The sequence below is a fragment of the Methylobacterium sp. D48H genome, assembly GCF_053345715.1.
The window spans coordinates 15480-31300 of sequence record NZ_JBKFAP010000014.1 but is presented as its reverse complement, the minus strand read 5'-3'; the positions used below and the strand labels follow the sequence as shown (position 1 = coordinate 31300).

Here is a 15821-nt window from a genome sequence, read left to right as displayed (position 1 = left end):
AAAGGGACTACTCCGCCGGTTGCGGGACGCCGGACCGCTCCGAGGCCGCGCGGGCGCCCGAGAGCATCAGGCCCAGATAGATCAACACCGGCGTCGAGACGAAGATCGCCGAGTAGGTGCAGATCAGGACGCCGCAGAGCATCACCACGGCGAAGCCCTTGATCGCCTCGCCGCCGAACAGCACCAGCGCCAGCAGCGACAGCGCCGACGAGATCGACGTCATCACCGTGCGCGACATGGTCGAGTTGATGGACAGGTTGAGCAGGTCGACGGTCGGAATGGTCTTGTACCGGCGCATGAGCTCGCGGGTCCGGTCGAACACCACCACGGTCTCGTTCAGCGAGTAACCGACGATCGTCAGGATCGCGGCGATCGAGGTCATGTTGAACTCGATGCGGCTGATGATGAAGACGCCGACGGTCAGCACGATGTCGTGGAGGGTGCCCACGATGGCGCCGAGCGCCAGCTCCCGCTCGAACCGGAACCAGAGGTAGAGCAGCACCGCCACGACGGAGAGCACGACGCCGAGCGTGCCGGACTGGACGAGCTCGCCGGAGACGCGCGGACCGACGGTCTCGGTGCGGCGGAAATCGTAATCCTTGTCGAAGGCGGCGTGCGCCTTGTTCATCACCGCGGTCTGGCCCTGCTCGCCGGGCTGGAGCGGCAGGCGGACCAGCACGGTGCCCTGGTTGCCGAGTTCCTGCACCTCCGGCTCGCCGAAGCCGAAGCCCGCGGCCGTGTGCCGGATCGACGCCACGTCCGCGGTGCCGGATTTCGCCTGCAGCTCCACCAGGGTGCCGCCCTTGAAGTCGATGCCGAAATTCAGCCCGATCGTCAGGAACAGCGCCACGGTCGCGAGCGACAGCACCGCCGAGAGCGGGAAGGTGAAGCGCCGGAATCGCATGAAGTCGAAATGCGATTCATCGGGCCAGAGGCGGAGCAGGCGCATGGTCGGTACTCTATTCGCGGACATCGCGATGGAGGACGGTCGAGGCGCGGGTCCCCTCTCCCGTGCGGGACAGGGGGGTCACGTCGCGCCGCCCGCGCTCCCTCGATGGCCTCCCAGACTAATCAGAACGGCAGGGTCTTCGGCCGGAACGTATTGTACCACACCGCGATCATCATCCGGGTCAGCGTCACCGCGGTGATGACCGTGGTGAGGATGCCGAGGATGAAGACCACGGCGAAGCCCTTCACCGGGCCCGAGCCGAGGAAGAACAGGATCAGGGCGGCGATCGCCATGGTCGAGTTCGAGTCGATGATGGTGGCGAAGGCCCGGTCGAAGCCCGCCTGCAGCGCCGAGATCAGCGAGCGGCCGGCCCGCTGCTCCTCGCGCATGCGCTCGTAGATCAGCACGTTCGAATCCACCGCCGTGCCGATGGTGAGCACGATGCCGGCGATGCCCGGGAGCGTCATGGTCGCCTCCAGCACCGACATCAGGCCGAGGATCAGCCCGACGTGGACGATGAGGGCGATGTTGGCGATGAAGCCGAAGGTCCCGTAGGTCGCGAACATGAAGGTCACGACGAGGGCCGCCGCCACCAGGGTCGCGAGCTTGCCGGCCTCGATGGAGTCGCGGCCGAGGCCCGGGCCGACGACGCGGCGCTCGACCACGGTGAACTTCGCGGGCAGCGCGCCGGCGCGCAGCAGGACCGCCAGATCGTTGGCCTGCTGCACGGTGAAGTTGCCGGTGATCTGACCCGAGCCGCCGGTGATCGCCGAGCGGATCACCGGGGCCGACACGACCTCGTTGTCGAGCACGATCGCCATGCGCCGGCCGATATTCTCCGAGGTCGCCTGTCCGAAGCGCTGCGCGCCGCGCAGGTTGAACTTGAAGCTCACCATCGGCTCGTGGGACTGCTGGTCGAAGGACGGCTGCGCGTCGGTCAGCTCGCCGCCGTCGGCCATGACCCGGCGCTCCACCGGGACCTTGGCGCCCTTCTCGTCCTTGGAGGGCAGCATGTCGACGTCGCCCGAGGGGCTGTCGGCGAGCATGCGGAACTCGAGCTTGGCGGTGGAGCCGAGCAGCTTCTCGAGCCGCTCCGGGTTCTGCTCGCCGGGCACTTGGATCAGGATCCGGTCCGCGCCCTGCTGCTGGATCGAAGGCTCGGTGGTTCCGGTCGAGTCGAGGCGGCGCCGGATGACCTCGATGCCCTGGCTCACGGCCCGGCGGGTGCGGTCGGTGATGCCGGCATCGGTGAGGGTCAGGCGGATCACCCCGCCCGGCTGCTCGGCGATGTCGAGGGTGCGGGCCGCCGTCTGGCCGATCGAGGTGGTGATCGGCTGCGACAGCTCCTGGAGCTTCGGCAGGACCTTGGCCCGGGCGGCGGCGTCGTCGATCTTCACCTGCACGCCGCGCGGCAGCAGGCCGATGCCGCCGTCGGCGCGGACGTTCTCCTGCTGGAGCACGCGGCGCACGTCGTCGCGCAGGGCCTTCGCCTGCGAGGCGATCAGCTCGTTCTGGTCCACCTCGAGCAGGAGCTGCGAGCCGCCCTGCAGGTCGAGGCCGAGCACGATCGCGCGCGTCGGCACCACCCAGCTGGGGAACCAGGGGGGCAGGCTGGCGACGAAGCTCTTGCGCTGCTCGGGCGAGAAGAAGCTCGGCACGGCGAGCATCAGCCCCACCAGGATCAGGCCCAGTGTCGCGATGATCTTCGCACGGGAGAAGCGCAGCATCGGCCGTTTTTTCTCTTTTGGGCCGGCGCGCGGCGCCGGCCGGGTCAACCGGGAATCAGGCGGCCTTCACCGTGCCCTTGGCGCGGACCTCGGAGATCATCGACCGGACCACCCGCACGCGCACGTTCGGGGCGATCTCGACCTCGATCTCGGCCTGGTCGTCCGAAGCCTTGGTCACGCGGCCGACGAGGCCGCCGTTGGTGACGACCGTGTCGTCCCGGCGCACGGACTTGAGCAGCGCTTGGTGGTCCTTGACCCGCTTCTGCTGCGGTCGCAGGATCAGGAAGTACATGATCACGAAGATCAGGACGAACGGGACCACCTGAAAGGCGATCTCCGCTCCGCCAGCGGCCGCACCGGCCCCTTGCGCGAAGGCGGGGGTGATCAACGAGCGTCTCCTGCGAATGGCGCGCAGGCCTGCCGCCGGATGTGGCGCCCGCAGACCTGTCGAAAAGCGCGCGGACTATAGCCAGGGGCTTCCCGAAAGCAACGCCGAACCGCCGGGCATCGGCGGCGCGCTCATAGCAGGGCGCGTATCGCCGCCGCGAAGGCGTCCGGCGCCTCCTGGGGAAAGTTGTGGCCGACCCCCGCGACGATCTCACGCCGGTACGGGCCGGTGAAACGGCGGGCGTCGGTATCCGTGGCGGTCGGCGGCCCGACGCCGTCATCGCCGCCGAGCAGGACGATCGACGGCACGGCGATCGCCGGCTGGGCCGCCAGCCGCCCCTCGATCGCCACCAGCGCCGGATCGCTCGGAACGAGGCCGAAGCGGTGTCGGTAGGAATGCACCACCACGTCGACGAAGTCGGGATTGTCGAAGGCGCGGGCGGTCCGCGCGAAAGTCTCCGCGTCGAAGGCCCAGGTCGGCGACCAGAGCTGCCACAGCAGGCGGCAGAAGGCGTCCCGGTTCTCCGCGAGGCCGGCGCGGCCGCGCTCGCCGTGGAGATAGTACTGGTACCAGAGGCGGTGCTCGGTCTCCGGCGCGGCCGGGCGCCCGGCGGCCGGGATGTTCTGGATGTTGTAGCCGACGCCGCAGCTGACGAGGCCCCGGGCCCGGCCCGGCCAGAGCGCCGCCACCACGCAGGCGGCCCGGCCGCCCCAATCGTAGCCGGCGAGCACGGCGCTCCCGACGCCGAGGGCGTCGAGGAAGGCGAGCAGGTCGGCCCCGAGCGCCGCCTGCTCGCCGGAGCGCGGCGTGGCGGCATCCAGGAAGCGCGTCGGCCCGTAGCCGCGCAAGTACGGCACGAGACAGCGCACGCCGTCGGCGGCGAGCCGCGCGGCCGCGGCCGCGCAGGCGTGGACGTCGTAGGGGAAGCCGTGGAGCAGCACCGCCGTCGGCCCGCCGGCCGGACCGAACTCGAGATAGGCGACCTCCAGGACGCCGGCCCGCACGCGCTTCATCGATGGCTCCCGGGTTCGCGATGCCGGGATCCTAGCCGGTTCGCCGCGCAATTGCCGCACGCGCTTGCCGTCGCCGGTTCGCGCCCGACTTCACCCTGCGACGAAGAAGCGCGACGGTGGAGAACCATGGGCCTGCTCGACGGTGCGAAGACCCTGATCGGCGATGTGGTTGCGGCGGCCGACCGGGCCCTCGAGGAGACCGGCAGCGGCAAGCTCGCCTTGTCGCTGGCGAAGTTCTATCCCGGCGGCCTCCCGGCCTTCCTCGACCGCCTGCGGGAGACCGGGCACGGGGAGGCGGTGGCATCCTGGCTCGGCTCGGGCGCGCGGCAGTCGGTGCCGGAGAGCGCCATCGCGGCCTGCCTGCCGCAGGGCGTGACCGAGCGCCTCGCCTACGATCTCGGCGTTCCGGAGGGGCGCGTCCCCACGGTGCTGGCGGAGTTCCTGCCCGCGGCGGTCGCCGACCAGAGCGAGAACGGCACGCTGAAGCCGCAGCCGAATTTCAGCACCCAGGTCCGCTGATCGCCCACCTCACGGGGCGGCGCACTTCATCTGCGGCGGCGCGGTCGCGCAGCTCAGGTGGCAGCTCTGCCTGGCGAAGCAGAACCACGACAGTTCGCCGCTCTTCAGGCAGGAGCCGCCGCAATGGCGGTACGTCCCGTAGAGCGGCCGAACGAAGACGGCATCCGCCAGCGGGCGCTCCTGGGCCGGGCGCGCCGTCTCCGCGTCCGACGACGCCGCGGAGACGGACGCGAGCGCGAGCACACATGACAGCGCCAGGGATTTCATGAGAGCCGACCGCGGACCGATGTCCCGGACGGCATTCCGGGCCAGAGGCCGGCCGCTGTCGACTAAATTGCGGTTCACACCGGCGCGTCGCGGACCACCGGCCTCTCCCGCTTCGCGGAGATTGCTCTAGACTCGCGCCACTGACCATTCGACGGGGGTCCACATGAGTCTGCTCAACACTCTCGGCGGCTCGCTGGGGCAGATCGCGCTGAAGGCACTGCCGGGCGTGATCCAGCAGGTGCTGCCCGGCGGACTGAACGCGCTGCTCGATCAGCTCCGGCGCTCCGGCTACGAGAGCCAGGTCAATTCCTGGCTCGGCCGCGGCCCGAACGAGCCGATCACAGCCGAGGATCTGCGCAAGGTCCTCGACAACGAGCAGGTGCGCCAGATGGCGGAGAAGCTCGGCGTTCCGATAGACCAGCTGTTCCCGACCCTGGCGCAGGCTCTGCCCGAGACCGTCGACCGTCACAGCCCCGAGGGGACGCTGCAGGCGCCGAAGACTTAGGACAGCCGGCGCGGGTCGCGAGTCGGGGCGGCCGGACGGCGGACGACGCGAAACGGCGGCCCCGTCCGGGACCGCCGCCGCATCTTGCCGTCTCGTTCGGTCCCGCGCGGGCCGGCCTCGGCCCCGCGCGGTCCGTCTCAGTTGCTGGCGAGCTGGGACATCGGATCCACGGGCGCGCCGCCCTTGCGGATCTCGAAGTGCAGCTGCGGCGAGGTCACGTTTCCGGAGGCGCCGGACTTCGCGATTGTCTGGCCGCGCTTGACCTTCTCGCCGGGCTTCACGTCGATCTCGCCGTTATGGGCGTAGGCCGAGACGTAGCCGTTGGCGTGGCGCACGAGGACCAGCTTGCCGTAGCCCTTCACGTCGGAGCCGGCATAGGCGACCGTGCCCTCCTCGGCGGCCTTGACCGGAGTACCCTCCGGCACGGCGATGTTGATGCCCTCGTTTCCGGAGGTGCCGTAGCCGGAGATCACCCGGCCCTTGGCGGGCCAGCGGAAGTTCTCCGTCGCCTCGGCCACGGAGCCGGTGGCGGCGGGCTCGGGCTTGGCCGGCGCGGCAGCGACCGGGGCCGCCTTCGGCGCCTCCTTGGCGGCGACCTTCTCGACCTTCTCGGCGGCGGCAGCCTCCTTGGCAGCCTCCTTGGCGGCCTTCTGGGCAGCTTCCTTGGCGGCCTTCGCCTCGGCCAGCTTCTGGGCGGCCTCCGCCTTCGCGGCGGCCTTCGCCTCGGCCTTGGCCTCCTGAGCCTTCGCCTCGGCCTTCGCCTTGGCCTCGGCCTTCGGATCCGCCTTCTTCTCGTCGGCCTTCTTCTCGTCCGCCTTGGCGACCTGTCCCGGGCGCACGTGCTTCGGCTTCTCGCCCTCCTTCAGGGCAACGTCCTTGCGGGTCTTGGCGTCGGCGACCTTGCGGGCGGCGGCGTCGCGGGCGAGCGCCTCCTTGCGCTCCGCCTCCTTCTCGGCGGCGGCGGCCTTCTGCGCGGCCTCCTTGGCGGCCTTCGCCTCGGCCAGCTTCTGGGCGGCCTCCTTGGCGGCCTCCTTGGCCTCCTCGCGCTTGGTCGCGATCTTGTTCTCGACCTGCTTGGCGTCCTCGCGCTTCTCCTCGGCGGCCCGGGCCGGCCGGGCCGTCATCGGGGACGCGGCGGGGTTCAGCCCGGAGGCGTTGTAGACCGGGATCACGATCTGGCGCCCGGGCGTGATCTGGTTCGCGTTGCTCAGGCCGTTGGCGGCCAGGATCGCCGAAGCGGGCACGCCGAAGCGGGTCGACATCTGGTTCAGGCTGTCGTTGCGCGACACGGTGATCTGGGTGCCGCCCTCGGCGCTCCAGCCGACCTTGCCGGTCGATGCGACGCGGGTCGCGGGGGGGGCGGCGTTGGTCTGGACCGGCGTCGCGGCGGCGGCCGGCCGCGCGGCGGCTGGCGCGCCCAGCGCCTCCGACTGGATGCGGCCCGTCCGAACCGGCGGGACAGACTTGAGGCTCCCGTCCGGCAGGCTGCCGGTCGCGGAGGGTTCCGAGTCGAACGGGTTCGAGAACGGGTTCGTCAGACGCGACGCGTCCGACGAACAGGCGGCAGCCGCACCGCCGATGATGCCGATGAGCGCGACGCGCGACAGCGTCCGCAACATCTGACCCGTACCGCGCACCCGCATCGACGCACCCGTTTGCCTGACGCAACCTGATGCGCCAATGAAGACGGATTCAGGTTAAGCAACCGTTCCCGTTCCGACGGTCTGCGACCCTGGAGCGAAGGTAGGTGCAAGGTTTTCGCGCGGCCCACAGGATGATTCCCGCTCGCGGGATCGTCCCTTTTCGTAACCGGCCGGCACCCCACATCGCATCCATGTTTACCATCCGCAGCGCGCGCGACACCCTGGCCGACCTGCCCGCGCTCGAGACGGCGCGCCTCGCGATCGCCGCCCTCCGGCCTGCCGACGCGCCGGCCGTCCGCGCGCTCACCGACGATCCGGCCATCACCGCGGCGGTGGATTTCCTGCCGACGCCGTTCACCCTGCAGGATGCCGAGGATCTGATTCGCAGCTGCGCCCGGGGCCGGGACTGCTTCCTCGGCGCCTGGACGCGGGACGGCGCGCCCGATCCGCCCGGGCGCGCGCTCGTCGGCGTCTTCGGCACGCATCTGCGCGGCGCCGGCACGATCGAGATCGGGTACTGGGTCGGCGGCGCCGCCCGCGGGCGCGGCTACGCCTACGAGGCCGTCTCGGCGATCCTCGGGCTCCTCGGCGGGCGCTTCCCGGCGCGCGTCGTCGTGGCGGAGTGCCGCCCCGCCAACGTCGCCTCCTGGGGCCTTCTGGAGAAGCTCGGCTTCCGCGACACCGGCGAGGAGGGCCATCGGCCGGGCCGGCGCCTGCTCAGGCGGGACTGACGCCCGGGATCGGGCCGGCACCGACGTGCGCGGCCACGAGAAAGCCCCCGGACCGGAGGCCGGGGGCTCGAGGACGACCCGTTTCCTGAAGCGGACCGGACGGTCCGATCAGAAGGTGATGCCGGTCTCGACCATGTAGCGGTCCTGCGAGGTGCGGTTTCCGGTGCGGCCGAAGCCGGTGCCGAGCGTGCCCTCCGCGAGGTTGCCGCGGGTGATCCCGCCGAGTTCGACGTGGGCGTACTCCACCCGGAAGAAGTAGCGGTCGAAGGTGAAGGTCGGCGTGACCGTCACCGAGAAGGCGTTGCTGCCGGCGCCGAAGCCCAGCAGGTTGGTGCCGCCCGACCCGCGGACGCCCGTCTGCTCGGTGTACTCGACGCGGCCGGCCAGGGCGAAGTTGTCGGTGAAGGAGTAGGCCGCCAGCAGCGCCCCACCGTAGGTCGATGCCGAGTTGGCGATGCCGACGCGCAGGTCACGCTCGACGTTGGTGAACTGGAAGTACGGCGAGATGATCCACGGGCCGTTCGCGTAAGTGTAGTTGATGTTGAAGATGCCGCTGTTCTGCTGGAGGTTCGGCGTCGCGAACTGGTAGCGCGGGCTGCGGTCGAGGGCGTTGGTCCGGCCGAGGTTCAGACCGCCGTTGACGCCGATCGTGTTGTAGTCGTCGAGCTTGTAGGCGACGTTGCCGGTGAACCACGAGATCTCGTTGGAGAAGAACCCGTCCGTGCCGGCGACCGACACCGAGAGCGGCCCGCTGCTGTAGTTGACCTGCACGCCCTGGTTGATGAAGTTCTCCTGCACGAACAGGAGGCCGCGGTTGATGTTCAGGTTCTGGTAGGTGAACAGCAGCTCGGTGCCGATCATGGTGAACATCCGGCCGCCCTGGACCGACCATTCATCGTTGATCTGGATCTTGCCGTAGGCGACCGGGACCGGGCCGAACAGGAGGTCGGTCTGGGTGAAGGTGCTGAGGGTGGGGAAGCCGAGCTGCGGGATCGAGTAGCCGCCGGCCTGGATGTAGAACTGGAACGCGCCCTCGGGCTTCTGGATGATGCCCTGCACGTTCGAGAAGTCGAACCGGGCCGCGCGGTCGCGGTCGTTGGGCGCCGCCGGGGTCGAGAACGACGCGAACGGGTTCGACTGGGTGTAGCCGTAGCCGGTGATGGCGCCGCCCACGTAGAGGTCGCCGAGCGGTCCGGCCGAGAAGCAGCTCGGATTCGGGTTGGCCTTGATCACGCCGCCGTAGGCCGGGCCGAGGAGCGTGGCCTTGCAGGGCTCGGCGGGGGGCGCGACCGGAACCGGCGCCGGGGCCGACAGGTCGGCCGCGAGGATGCTGGTCGAGGACAGCAGCACGGTGGCCAGTCCGGCCAGGGTGGATCGCTTCAGCATGGTGTCGCAGCTCGTTCGGGTTCGTCGACGGCCAAGCTGACATCGCGGTGCGATTGACACAAAATCAAACATAGAGCAGTTGCATAATTTTTGGGCAGTTCCGTATCGCTGATCACGTTCGATGCGGAAATGTGACTTTGCCGCCACAATTGTATCGGAACCCCGGCCCTTTCCTTCCGCGCAGGCCCGGAGGTCTTCCGCGCGGCGCCCCAATTCTACCGAGTCAGGCGGCCGGGCCGATCGGATCGCAGCGAAATCCTCCGAAGTCCTGCCGGGCCAGACGTTCTGCGAGCGCCGGCAGGAACAGCATCGCCTCATCGGCGAGGCGCCAGGGCGGGTTGACGACGATCAGGCCGCTGCCGGTCAGCCGCGTCGGGTCGTCCGGCCGGTCGATCAGCAGGTCGAGGCGCAGCGCGGGGCGGGGCAGGGCGGCCCCGAGATCGCGGACCATCCGGTCGAGGGCCGCGACGTCCTTGATCGGGTACCAGGCCAGGAACAGGCCGGTCGGCCATTTCGCCACCGCGCGGGCGAGATGGGCGCCGAGGCGCTCGATCTCGCCGGGCACCTCGTAGGGCGGGTCGATCAGCACGAGGCCGCGCCGCTCCGGCGGCGGGATCTGCGCGTTGATCGCGGTCCAGCCGTCGAGGTTCATCACCTTGGTGCGGGGATCGCGGGCGTAGCGGTCCTGCAGGGTCGCGGCGTCCGCCGGGTGCAGCTCGACGAACACGCCCTTGTCGCCGGGACGGAGCGCCTCGCGGATCACGGCCGGCGAGCCCGGATAGGCGGTGGTGCCGTGTCGAGCGCGCACCGCCGCCACCGCGGCCCGGTAGGGCTCCAGCAGCGCTTCCACCTCCGGCGCGAAGGGCGCCGCCATCCGGCCCCAGCCGTCCCGCCACTCTCCGGTCCGGGCCGCCTCGTCGGCCTCGAGATCGTAGACGCCGAGGCCCGCGAAGGCGTCCAGCGCCCGGAACGGCTTGTCCTTGAGGCGCAGGTGGTCGAGCACCCGCGCCAGGACGAGGTGCTTGAGGACGTCGGCGTGGTTGCCGGCGTGGAAGGCGTGCCGATAGTTCATGGCAGCGCGCTGAAGCCGATCCCGGGCGCCGGGTCCAGGGGCCGGCGTGCGAAAGGCGGAAAAAACTCAGCGCGCGGCGTCGAGGCTCACCTCGGGCGCCCGGCAATTGCCGCGGGCAACCTCGGGACAGGGGGTGAAGCCGCGCAGGTCCTTGCCGAAGCAGATCCGGACCTCCTGCAGCTGCCCGCGGGTGCAGGTGACCGCCATCATGTCGGGGCGCAGGCCGCGATTGGCCGCCACGAACTGCCGGGCGATCTCGATCGGCGCGAGGGTCTGCGGCGGGGAGCCGCCCTTGAGCCCGTCGGGGATGGTCACCGCGAGCCGCGCCGTGCGGGCGGCCGCGAAATAGGCGGCGGGATCGAGACCCGAGCAGGTGCCGTGCTTGCGCCACTCGTACCGCGCGAGGCCCTCGCTCGGGTAGACCTGCCCGGCGACCTCCATGGCCTGCCGGGTCGGGGCGCGGTTCACCGCCGAGCAGTTCTGCGGGTACCCGCTCGCGTATTGCGGCCACAGGCCGTGGACGACGAAGCCCAGGCCGCGTCCGGGGGCGCACTGGACGTCGTCCCGGCGGGCGCCCGGCCCCGCGCAGTAGGTCGGCGACCACGACAGGGCGAGGACGTAGAAGTCGAAGTCGCCGGGCGCGCCGCGCCGGGCGAAGCCGCCGTAATCCTGGGCGGCGGCCGACCCGGCGAGGAGCAGGCCCGCGAGGCCGGCGGCGCGCCCGCGCATGGTCAGGGACGCGCCATCCGGCAGGCCGTGGCGTAGGCGTAGGAGAGGTCGCGGTCGAGGCCGTGGATGCAGAACTCGACGCCCCAGGTCGCGCCGATGATCCCGAGGCTCTCGCGCACCGAGTAGTCGACCTTGCGGCGGACCCCGTCGGAGGTGGTCACGGTCGCGGTGCAGAACCGGCGCGGATAGGTGTCGAGGCCCCAGGGCCGCCACGCGGTGCGCTCGATCGTGTCGAAGGACAGGATCGTCATCGACGAGTTCCAGAACTTCGCCTCCTTCTCGGCGAAGTTGGTCGAGACCCGCTCCAGCACCGACGGGTCCTGGCAGCCCGGGATCTGCGCGTCGAACGGGAAGATCCGCTCCTCGGCGGGCTCGATGTCCTCCCGGGCCGACCGGGCGAGCGCCGGCTGGGCCAGGGCGAGAAGGGCCAGCCCGAGGGCGAAGCCGTGAAGAACCGGGCGCATGGCGCGTGCCTCGACGGATGTGCGATCCTGCATCCGCGAACGATGGCTTCGCCGCGCCGCCAGTCAAGCTCCGGCAGTCCCGCCCCGGCGCTTTGCCGGCCTGTGCGGCGCGGCCGCTACAGTCCCGCTTGGGGTGCGGCGCGGGAGCGGCGCCCGGCGAGGGTGCCGCGGGTCGCGCCCGTCTCTCAGTAGATCGGCTCCGCGCTCGGCGGCGCGCCGAGTTGCAGCGGCTCGTCGTACTCCTGCGCGGGCTCGTCGTGGGCGGCGACCCGCGGTGCCGGCCGCACGGGCGCCGTCGCGGTGTAGGCCGAGGCCGCGGCCGGACGGTCGAGGGGCCGGGCGGGCGCACGGGCGACCTGGGTCGCGCTCCCGGCCTTCGACATCGGCGACACGCCGTAGGGATCGTCCTCCTCGACGTCCACCGGCGCCTGAGGGCCGGCGGGCTGGCGCTGCGGCGGGATCGGGCGGCTCAGCGGCCGCTCAGCCCCGGTGCCGAGCTGCGGCGTGAACTTGATCAGCGGCTTGCAGATCCGGCGCAGACCGCGCGGGTCGTGCCGTGCGAGATCGACGTGGATGTGATCGTAGTGGAACACGTTCGAGCCGGGCGCCAGCACGGTGGTGAAGCGCTGGCAGGCGCCCAGGAAGATCTCGCGCAGGAAGCCCTGCTCGGCCTCCGTGCCGCGCCAGCCGCCCTTGACGGTGATCACGTGGCCGTCGGCGAGCTTGATCGACATGACGTCGATCGCGTTCCCGAAACCGTGCTCGGAGAGCTTGGCGCCAGGCTGGTTGTTGCGGCCGCGGCAGGAATAGGAGCCGGCGTTGATCTCGGCCACCGGCACGCCGAAGTAGAGGTTGGCGGCCGGCTGGATCGTGTCGGCGAGCCACGCCTCGGCCTCGGCCAGCGCCGGGCAGCCCAGCGTCATCCGCTGCTTCAGCAGGACGGAGCCGCCGCCGAGCCGCGTCACCCGGAAGGGCTGCTGCATGCCGCACGGCCCCGGGCCATCCATCGCCGCGATGGGCGTGATGTACTCCGAGGGCTCGACGAGCTTCTTGGCCAGGCAGACCTGCTCCGCCTGATCGCGCCACGGTTCACGTCGCTCGAAATGATTGATCGAGCACGCGGTGAGGCCCGCACCGAACAGCGCAAGGGCCGAGAACAGGGATACGCCACGCCACATGACCCGGACGATGCGCACGGTCGCGTAAAGCGTTCGTCAACGGCGTTTCGGGAATGCCGTCGGCTGTGGCGTCTCGGTTGACAGCGCCGCGGACCGCGGACTGAATGCATTATGCTCTCGCTTCTCGACCTCCGCGCCCGCATCGAAGCCGGCACCCTGACGCCCGCGGGCGCGATCGACCTGTGCCGCGCCGCGATCGCCGCGCGGGAGCCGGACCTGCGCGCACTGGTCACCCTCGACGCGGCGCCGGCGATCCCCGAGGCCGGGCCGCTCGCCGGCATCGCGGTCGGCGTGAAGGACATCATCGACAGCGCGGGCCTGCCGACCCAGATGGGCTCGCCGATCTACGCGGGCTGGAAGCCCCGGGGCGACGCCGCGGTCGTGAGCCGGCTGAAGCAGCTCGGTGCCGTCGCCCTCGCCAAGACCACCACCACGGCCTTCGCCAGCAGCGATCCGACCGAGACGGTCAACCCGCACGATCCCGGCCACACGCCGGGGGGCTCCTCGGCGGGCTCGGCCGCCGCCGTCGGCGCCGGGATGCTGCCGCTGGCCCTGGGCACGCAGACGGCGGGCTCGGTGATCCGGCCCGCGAGCTTCTGCGGCTGCGCGGCGGTGAAGCCGTCGTTCCGGCTGATCCCCACGGTCGGCGTGAAGACCTACTCGTGGGCCCTCGACACGGTCGGGCTGTTCGCCGCCGGGGTCGCGGACGTCGCCCACGCCCTCGCGCTCGTCACCGGGCGGCCGGAGATCGAGCGGGCGGAGGGGGGCTCGGCGCCGCGCATCGCCGTGGTGCGGCAGGATTTCGCCGGCGCCCCCGAGCCGGAGGCCGAGGCGGCGCTCACCCGCGCCCGGCAGGCGGCCGAGCGGTCCGGGGCGCGGGTGAGCGACCTCGCCCTGCCGACCGAGCTGGCGCAGGCCTGGGAACGCCACCGCCTCATCCAGAACTACGAGGGTCGGCTGGCGCTGGCCTGGGAGTACGACACGCAGGCCGACGCGCTGCCGCCGCGCACCCGCGCCCATCTCGATGACGGGGCGACGATCAGCCCGGCCCAGTACGATGACGGGCGCCGCCACGGCCATCACGCCCGCCGGGTGCTGAAGGGCCTCTTCGCCGATTACGACGCGATCCTGACCTTCTCGGCGCCGGGCCCGGCGCCCGCCACCCTGGTCTCGACGGGCGACCCGCGCTTCAACCAGCTGTGGACGCTGATGGGCGTGCCCTGCGTGAACGTGCCGGTGCCCGGCCACCGCCTGCCGGTGGGCGTCCAGGTGATCGGCCGTTTCGGCGACGACGGCCGGGCCCTGGCGGTCGCCCGGATGATCGAGGCCGCGCTGCGCGGCTGACCGGCCGCCCGCGCCCGTCGACGGCGCGGGCGCCCGGGGCGCTCAGCTGCTCGGCTGCTCGTGGAGCGTGTCCTCCACGTAGAGCTGCTCCAGCAGGACCTTGATCACCGCCATCAGCGGCAGGGCGAGGGCGATGCCCCAGAGCCCGAAGATCACGCCCAGGATCAGCTGGCCGGCGAAGATCGTGGCCGGCGGGATGTCGAGCGCCCGCTTCTGGATGAACGGCGTCAGGCCGTAGCTCTCCAGGCACTGGACCGCGAGATAGACGCCGATCGCGCCGATCACCGCCTTCGTGCCCGAGGCCAGGGCGGCCAGGACGATGACGAGGCCCGCCACCAGCGGCCCGACCGTGGGCACGAAGGCGAGCAGGCCCGCCTGCAGGCCGAGGATCAGCGCGCCGCCGATACCCAGGAAGGCGAGGCCCGCCCAGGTGCACAGGAAGATCACCGCCATGATGATCAGCTGGCCGAACAGCCAGTGGCGGAGGGTCTCGCCGGCCCCGTCGAGGACCTGGCTGGCGCGCCAGCGCTTCGCCGGCGGCACGAACCGGACCACGCCGTCCCGGTAGGCCTTCGGGTCGGCCGCGAAGGCGAGACCCAGGAAGGCGATCACCAAGAGGTTGCCGAGGGCGTCGAACAGGCCGAGGATCACGGCCGCGGCCGGTCCGAGGACGCTGCCGGCATCCGAGACGATCGAGCTGCTGCCCTTCAGGAGTCCGTTCGCGAGGCCGCCGAGCCCCCCCTCACGCTGGCCCGCATCCGTCGAGCCGTCCTTGCCACCGCCCTGCGGTGCGAGGCTCGGCACGTCGATGCCGCGCTCCGACAGCCAGCCCGTGACGGTTCCGGCCTGATCCTTGATCGTCGTCCCGAGGTCCCGGCCCTGCTGGACGATGGTGGCGCCGCCGTAGCTCCCGAAGCCGATCACCGCGACCGCGACCGCGACGCTGGCGAGGGACAGCCGCAAGCCGCGCGGGAGCGGCAGGACGCGCCCGAGCCCGCGGGTCAGGCCGTCGAGGAATACGCCGAGGAGCACCCCGGCGAAGATGAGCAGGAGCGTGCCGGCCGACATCCAGGCCAGGGCCAGCGCCGCCACGAAGCACACGACGGCGATCCCGGAGGCCGCGAGCGGTGCGGCCCCGCGCCAGGGCCCGACGGGACCGTCCAGTTCCTGAAGGCTGCTGTCCGACATCGTCGCTCCTAAACCGCGGGCTCACGAACGCCGCGGGCTGTCAGGGGTCAAGTCCGCCGGCCGGCTTCTGTGCAATCCGGAGTGGGGATGCGCGTCCGCGCGTCGGCCGCGCACGTCGCCGGACCGCAGGCTCCGGCCGTCGGGAGCCGGGAGCCGCACCGATCGTCGAGCGCCCTAGGGCAGCCTGAGCGCGACCCCGGGCACGGCCATCAGGCCCAGCGGCCGGCCGCGGCCTCGTCGTGGGCCGCCGCCTCGACCCAGCCGCCGGTCGTGCCGTCGGCGAGGTGCTCCCGCTTCCAGAACGGGGCGCGGGTCTTGAGGTAGTCCATCAGGAAATCCGCGGCCTCGAACGCCGCGACCCGGTGGCTGGCGGCGGTGACTACCAACACGATGCCGTCGCCCGGACGGACCAGGCCGTGCCGGTGGATCACCCGCAGGGCCTGGAGCGGCCAGCGCGCCATCGCCTCGTCGGCGACGCGCCGGATCTCGGCCTCGGCCATGCCGGGGTAGTGCTCCAGCTCGAGGGCGGTCAGCCGCCCGCCCTCGTCGCGGCACAGGCCGGTGAAGGTCACGACGGCGCCGGCCCGGCCGCCCAGCGCGGCGCTCAGGCCGGCGATCTCGGCCGCGGTGTCGAAGGGCTCGGCCTGGATGCCGACGCACGGGACGGGGGCGCTCATGGCCCGATCCATAGGAGTCCCCGGCTTCACGGACCAGCCCC

At 71.6% G+C, this 15821-nt stretch carries 16 protein-coding genes and 1 pseudogene; 4 read left to right on the top strand and 13 right to left on the bottom strand.

Annotated elements, in window-relative coordinates:
• Positions 1 to 7: 7 nt before the first annotated feature.
• The 4 genes from secF to ACLBX8_RS20590 all read right to left on the bottom strand — a co-directional run bounded on the left by secF (position 8) and on the right by ACLBX8_RS20590 (position 4077).
• Positions 8 to 949, bottom strand: coding sequence for a protein translocase subunit SecF (gene secF / locus ACLBX8_RS20605; protein WP_012319245.1), 942 nt, complete (start codon positions 947 to 949; stop codon positions 8 to 10).
• 122 nt (positions 950 to 1071) lie between these two features.
• Positions 1072 to 2676: a protein translocase subunit SecD gene (gene secD / locus ACLBX8_RS20600; RefSeq protein WP_020094207.1), complete on the bottom strand. Its 1605-nt coding sequence runs from the start codon at positions 2674 to 2676 to the stop codon at positions 1072 to 1074.
• A gap of 55 nt (positions 2677 to 2731) precedes the next feature.
• On the bottom strand, positions 2732 to 3064 hold the full coding sequence (yajC, locus tag ACLBX8_RS20595; RefSeq protein ID WP_020094208.1) for a preprotein translocase subunit YajC: 333 nt from the start codon (positions 3062 to 3064) through the stop codon (positions 2732 to 2734).
• Between the two features lie 131 nt (positions 3065 to 3195).
• The gene (locus ACLBX8_RS20590; RefSeq protein ID WP_447682051.1) at positions 3196 to 4077 is read right to left on the bottom strand and encodes an alpha/beta fold hydrolase; all 882 of its coding nucleotides are present in this window, start codon (positions 4075 to 4077) and stop codon (positions 3196 to 3198) included.
• A 126-nt stretch (positions 4078 to 4203) separates the two neighbouring features.
• On the opposite strand from ACLBX8_RS20590, the gene ACLBX8_RS20585 reads away from it, so the two are divergent.
• Positions 4204 to 4596, top strand: coding sequence for a YidB family protein (locus ACLBX8_RS20585; RefSeq protein ID WP_447682050.1), 393 nt, complete (start codon positions 4204 to 4206; stop codon positions 4594 to 4596).
• 9 nt (positions 4597 to 4605) lie between these two features.
• On the opposite strand, the gene ACLBX8_RS20580 is transcribed toward ACLBX8_RS20585, so the two are convergent.
• Entirely contained in the window at positions 4606 to 4863 is a 258-nt protein-coding gene (locus tag ACLBX8_RS20580; RefSeq protein ID WP_447682049.1) for a hypothetical protein, read from the bottom strand.
• A 151-nt stretch (positions 4864 to 5014) separates the two neighbouring features.
• Here ACLBX8_RS20580 and ACLBX8_RS20575 point away from each other — a divergent pair.
• Positions 5015 to 5368: pseudogene (locus tag ACLBX8_RS20575) on the top strand (YidB family protein); the annotation flags it as partial.
• Between the two features lie 137 nt (positions 5369 to 5505).
• On the opposite strand, the gene ACLBX8_RS20570 reads toward ACLBX8_RS20575, so the two are convergent.
• Positions 5506 to 7011, bottom strand: a complete 1506-nt coding sequence (locus tag ACLBX8_RS20570; RefSeq protein ID WP_447715680.1) for a peptidoglycan DD-metalloendopeptidase family protein — start codon at positions 7009 to 7011, stop codon at positions 5506 to 5508.
• A 191-nt stretch (positions 7012 to 7202) separates the two neighbouring features.
• Between ACLBX8_RS20570 and ACLBX8_RS20565 the strand changes: the two genes are divergently transcribed.
• Positions 7203 to 7742, top strand: a complete 540-nt coding sequence (locus ACLBX8_RS20565) for a GNAT family N-acetyltransferase (protein WP_447699681.1) — start codon at positions 7203 to 7205, stop codon at positions 7740 to 7742.
• 108 nt (positions 7743 to 7850) lie between these two features.
• On the opposite strand, the gene ACLBX8_RS20560 is transcribed toward ACLBX8_RS20565, so the two are convergent.
• From ACLBX8_RS20560 to ACLBX8_RS20540, 5 genes are all read right to left on the bottom strand, one after another.
• Positions 7851 to 9128, bottom strand: coding sequence for a porin (locus ACLBX8_RS20560; RefSeq protein WP_020094215.1), 1278 nt, complete (start codon positions 9126 to 9128; stop codon positions 7851 to 7853).
• 223 nt (positions 9129 to 9351) lie between these two features.
• Positions 9352 to 10200, bottom strand: coding sequence for a 23S rRNA (adenine(2030)-N(6))-methyltransferase RlmJ (locus ACLBX8_RS20555; protein ID WP_447715679.1), 849 nt, complete (start codon positions 10198 to 10200; stop codon positions 9352 to 9354).
• A 66-nt stretch (positions 10201 to 10266) separates the two neighbouring features.
• Positions 10267 to 10929: a ribonuclease T2 family protein gene (locus tag ACLBX8_RS20550; protein ID WP_447715678.1), complete on the bottom strand. Its 663-nt coding sequence runs from the start codon at positions 10927 to 10929 to the stop codon at positions 10267 to 10269.
• 2 nt (positions 10930 to 10931) lie between these two features.
• Entirely contained in the window at positions 10932 to 11393 is a 462-nt protein-coding gene (locus ACLBX8_RS20545; protein ID WP_020094218.1) for a hypothetical protein, read from the bottom strand.
• A gap of 185 nt (positions 11394 to 11578) precedes the next feature.
• Positions 11579 to 12571 carry an extensin family protein gene (locus ACLBX8_RS20540; RefSeq protein ID WP_447715677.1) on the bottom strand — a complete coding sequence of 331 codons (993 nt, stop codon included), beginning with the start codon at positions 12569 to 12571 and terminating at the stop codon, positions 11579 to 11581.
• Positions 12572 to 12682: 111 nt separating this feature from the next.
• Here ACLBX8_RS20540 and ACLBX8_RS20535 point away from each other — a divergent pair, with 111 nt between their 5' ends.
• On the top strand, positions 12683 to 13915 hold the full coding sequence (locus ACLBX8_RS20535; protein ID WP_447715676.1) for an amidase: 1233 nt from the start codon (positions 12683 to 12685) through the stop codon (positions 13913 to 13915).
• Positions 13916 to 13957: 42 nt separating this feature from the next.
• Here the strand turns inward: ACLBX8_RS20535 and ACLBX8_RS20530 are convergent, their stop codons facing one another.
• Together ACLBX8_RS20530 and ACLBX8_RS20525 are read right to left on the bottom strand one after the other, a co-directional pair.
• The gene (locus ACLBX8_RS20530) at positions 13958 to 15103 is read right to left on the bottom strand and encodes an AI-2E family transporter (protein ID WP_447715675.1); all 1146 of its coding nucleotides are present in this window, start codon (positions 15101 to 15103) and stop codon (positions 13958 to 13960) included.
• Between the two features lie 209 nt (positions 15104 to 15312).
• Positions 15313 to 15780, bottom strand: a complete 468-nt coding sequence (locus ACLBX8_RS20525; protein ID WP_331298884.1) for a molybdenum cofactor biosynthesis protein MoaE — start codon at positions 15778 to 15780, stop codon at positions 15313 to 15315.
• Positions 15781 to 15821 lie beyond the last annotated feature (41 nt).

Bases quoted from the DNA above. Each gene is read 5' to 3' on its own strand.
- secF (WP_012319245.1), bottom strand. From the start codon at position 949: ATGCGCCTGCTCCGCCTCTGGCCCGATGAATCGCATTTCGACTTCATG.
- secD (WP_020094207.1), bottom strand. From the start codon at position 2,676: ATGCTGCGCTTCTCCCGTGCGAAGATCATCGCGACACTGGGCCTGATC.
- ACLBX8_RS20590 (WP_447682051.1), bottom strand. From the start codon at position 4,077: ATGAAGCGCGTGCGGGCCGGCGTCCTGGAGGTCGCCTATCTCGAGTTC.
- ACLBX8_RS20585 (WP_447682050.1), top strand. From the start codon at position 4,204: ATGGGCCTGCTCGACGGTGCGAAGACCCTGATCGGCGATGTGGTTGCG.
- ACLBX8_RS20580 (WP_447682049.1), bottom strand. From the start codon at position 4,863: ATGAAATCCCTGGCGCTGTCATGTGTGCTCGCGCTCGCGTCCGTCTCC.
- ACLBX8_RS20570 (WP_447715680.1), bottom strand. From the start codon at position 7,011: ATGCGGGTGCGCGGTACGGGTCAGATGTTGCGGACGCTGTCGCGCGTC.
- ACLBX8_RS20565 (WP_447699681.1), top strand. From the start codon at position 7,203: ATGTTTACCATCCGCAGCGCGCGCGACACCCTGGCCGACCTGCCCGCG.
- ACLBX8_RS20560 (WP_020094215.1), bottom strand. From the start codon at position 9,128: ATGCTGAAGCGATCCACCCTGGCCGGACTGGCCACCGTGCTGCTGTCC.
- ACLBX8_RS20555 (WP_447715679.1), bottom strand. From the start codon at position 10,200: ATGAACTATCGGCACGCCTTCCACGCCGGCAACCACGCCGACGTCCTC.
- ACLBX8_RS20550 (WP_447715678.1), bottom strand. From the start codon at position 10,929: ATGCGCGGGCGCGCCGCCGGCCTCGCGGGCCTGCTCCTCGCCGGGTCG.
- ACLBX8_RS20545 (WP_020094218.1), bottom strand. From the start codon at position 11,393: ATGCGCCCGGTTCTTCACGGCTTCGCCCTCGGGCTGGCCCTTCTCGCC.
- ACLBX8_RS20540 (WP_447715677.1), bottom strand. From the start codon at position 12,571: ATGTGGCGTGGCGTATCCCTGTTCTCGGCCCTTGCGCTGTTCGGTGCG.
- ACLBX8_RS20535 (WP_447715676.1), top strand. From the start codon at position 12,683: ATGCTCTCGCTTCTCGACCTCCGCGCCCGCATCGAAGCCGGCACCCTG.
- ACLBX8_RS20530 (WP_447715675.1), bottom strand. From the start codon at position 15,103: ATGTCGGACAGCAGCCTTCAGGAACTGGACGGTCCCGTCGGGCCCTGG.
- ACLBX8_RS20525 (WP_331298884.1), bottom strand. From the start codon at position 15,780: ATGAGCGCCCCCGTCCCGTGCGTCGGCATCCAGGCCGAGCCCTTCGAC.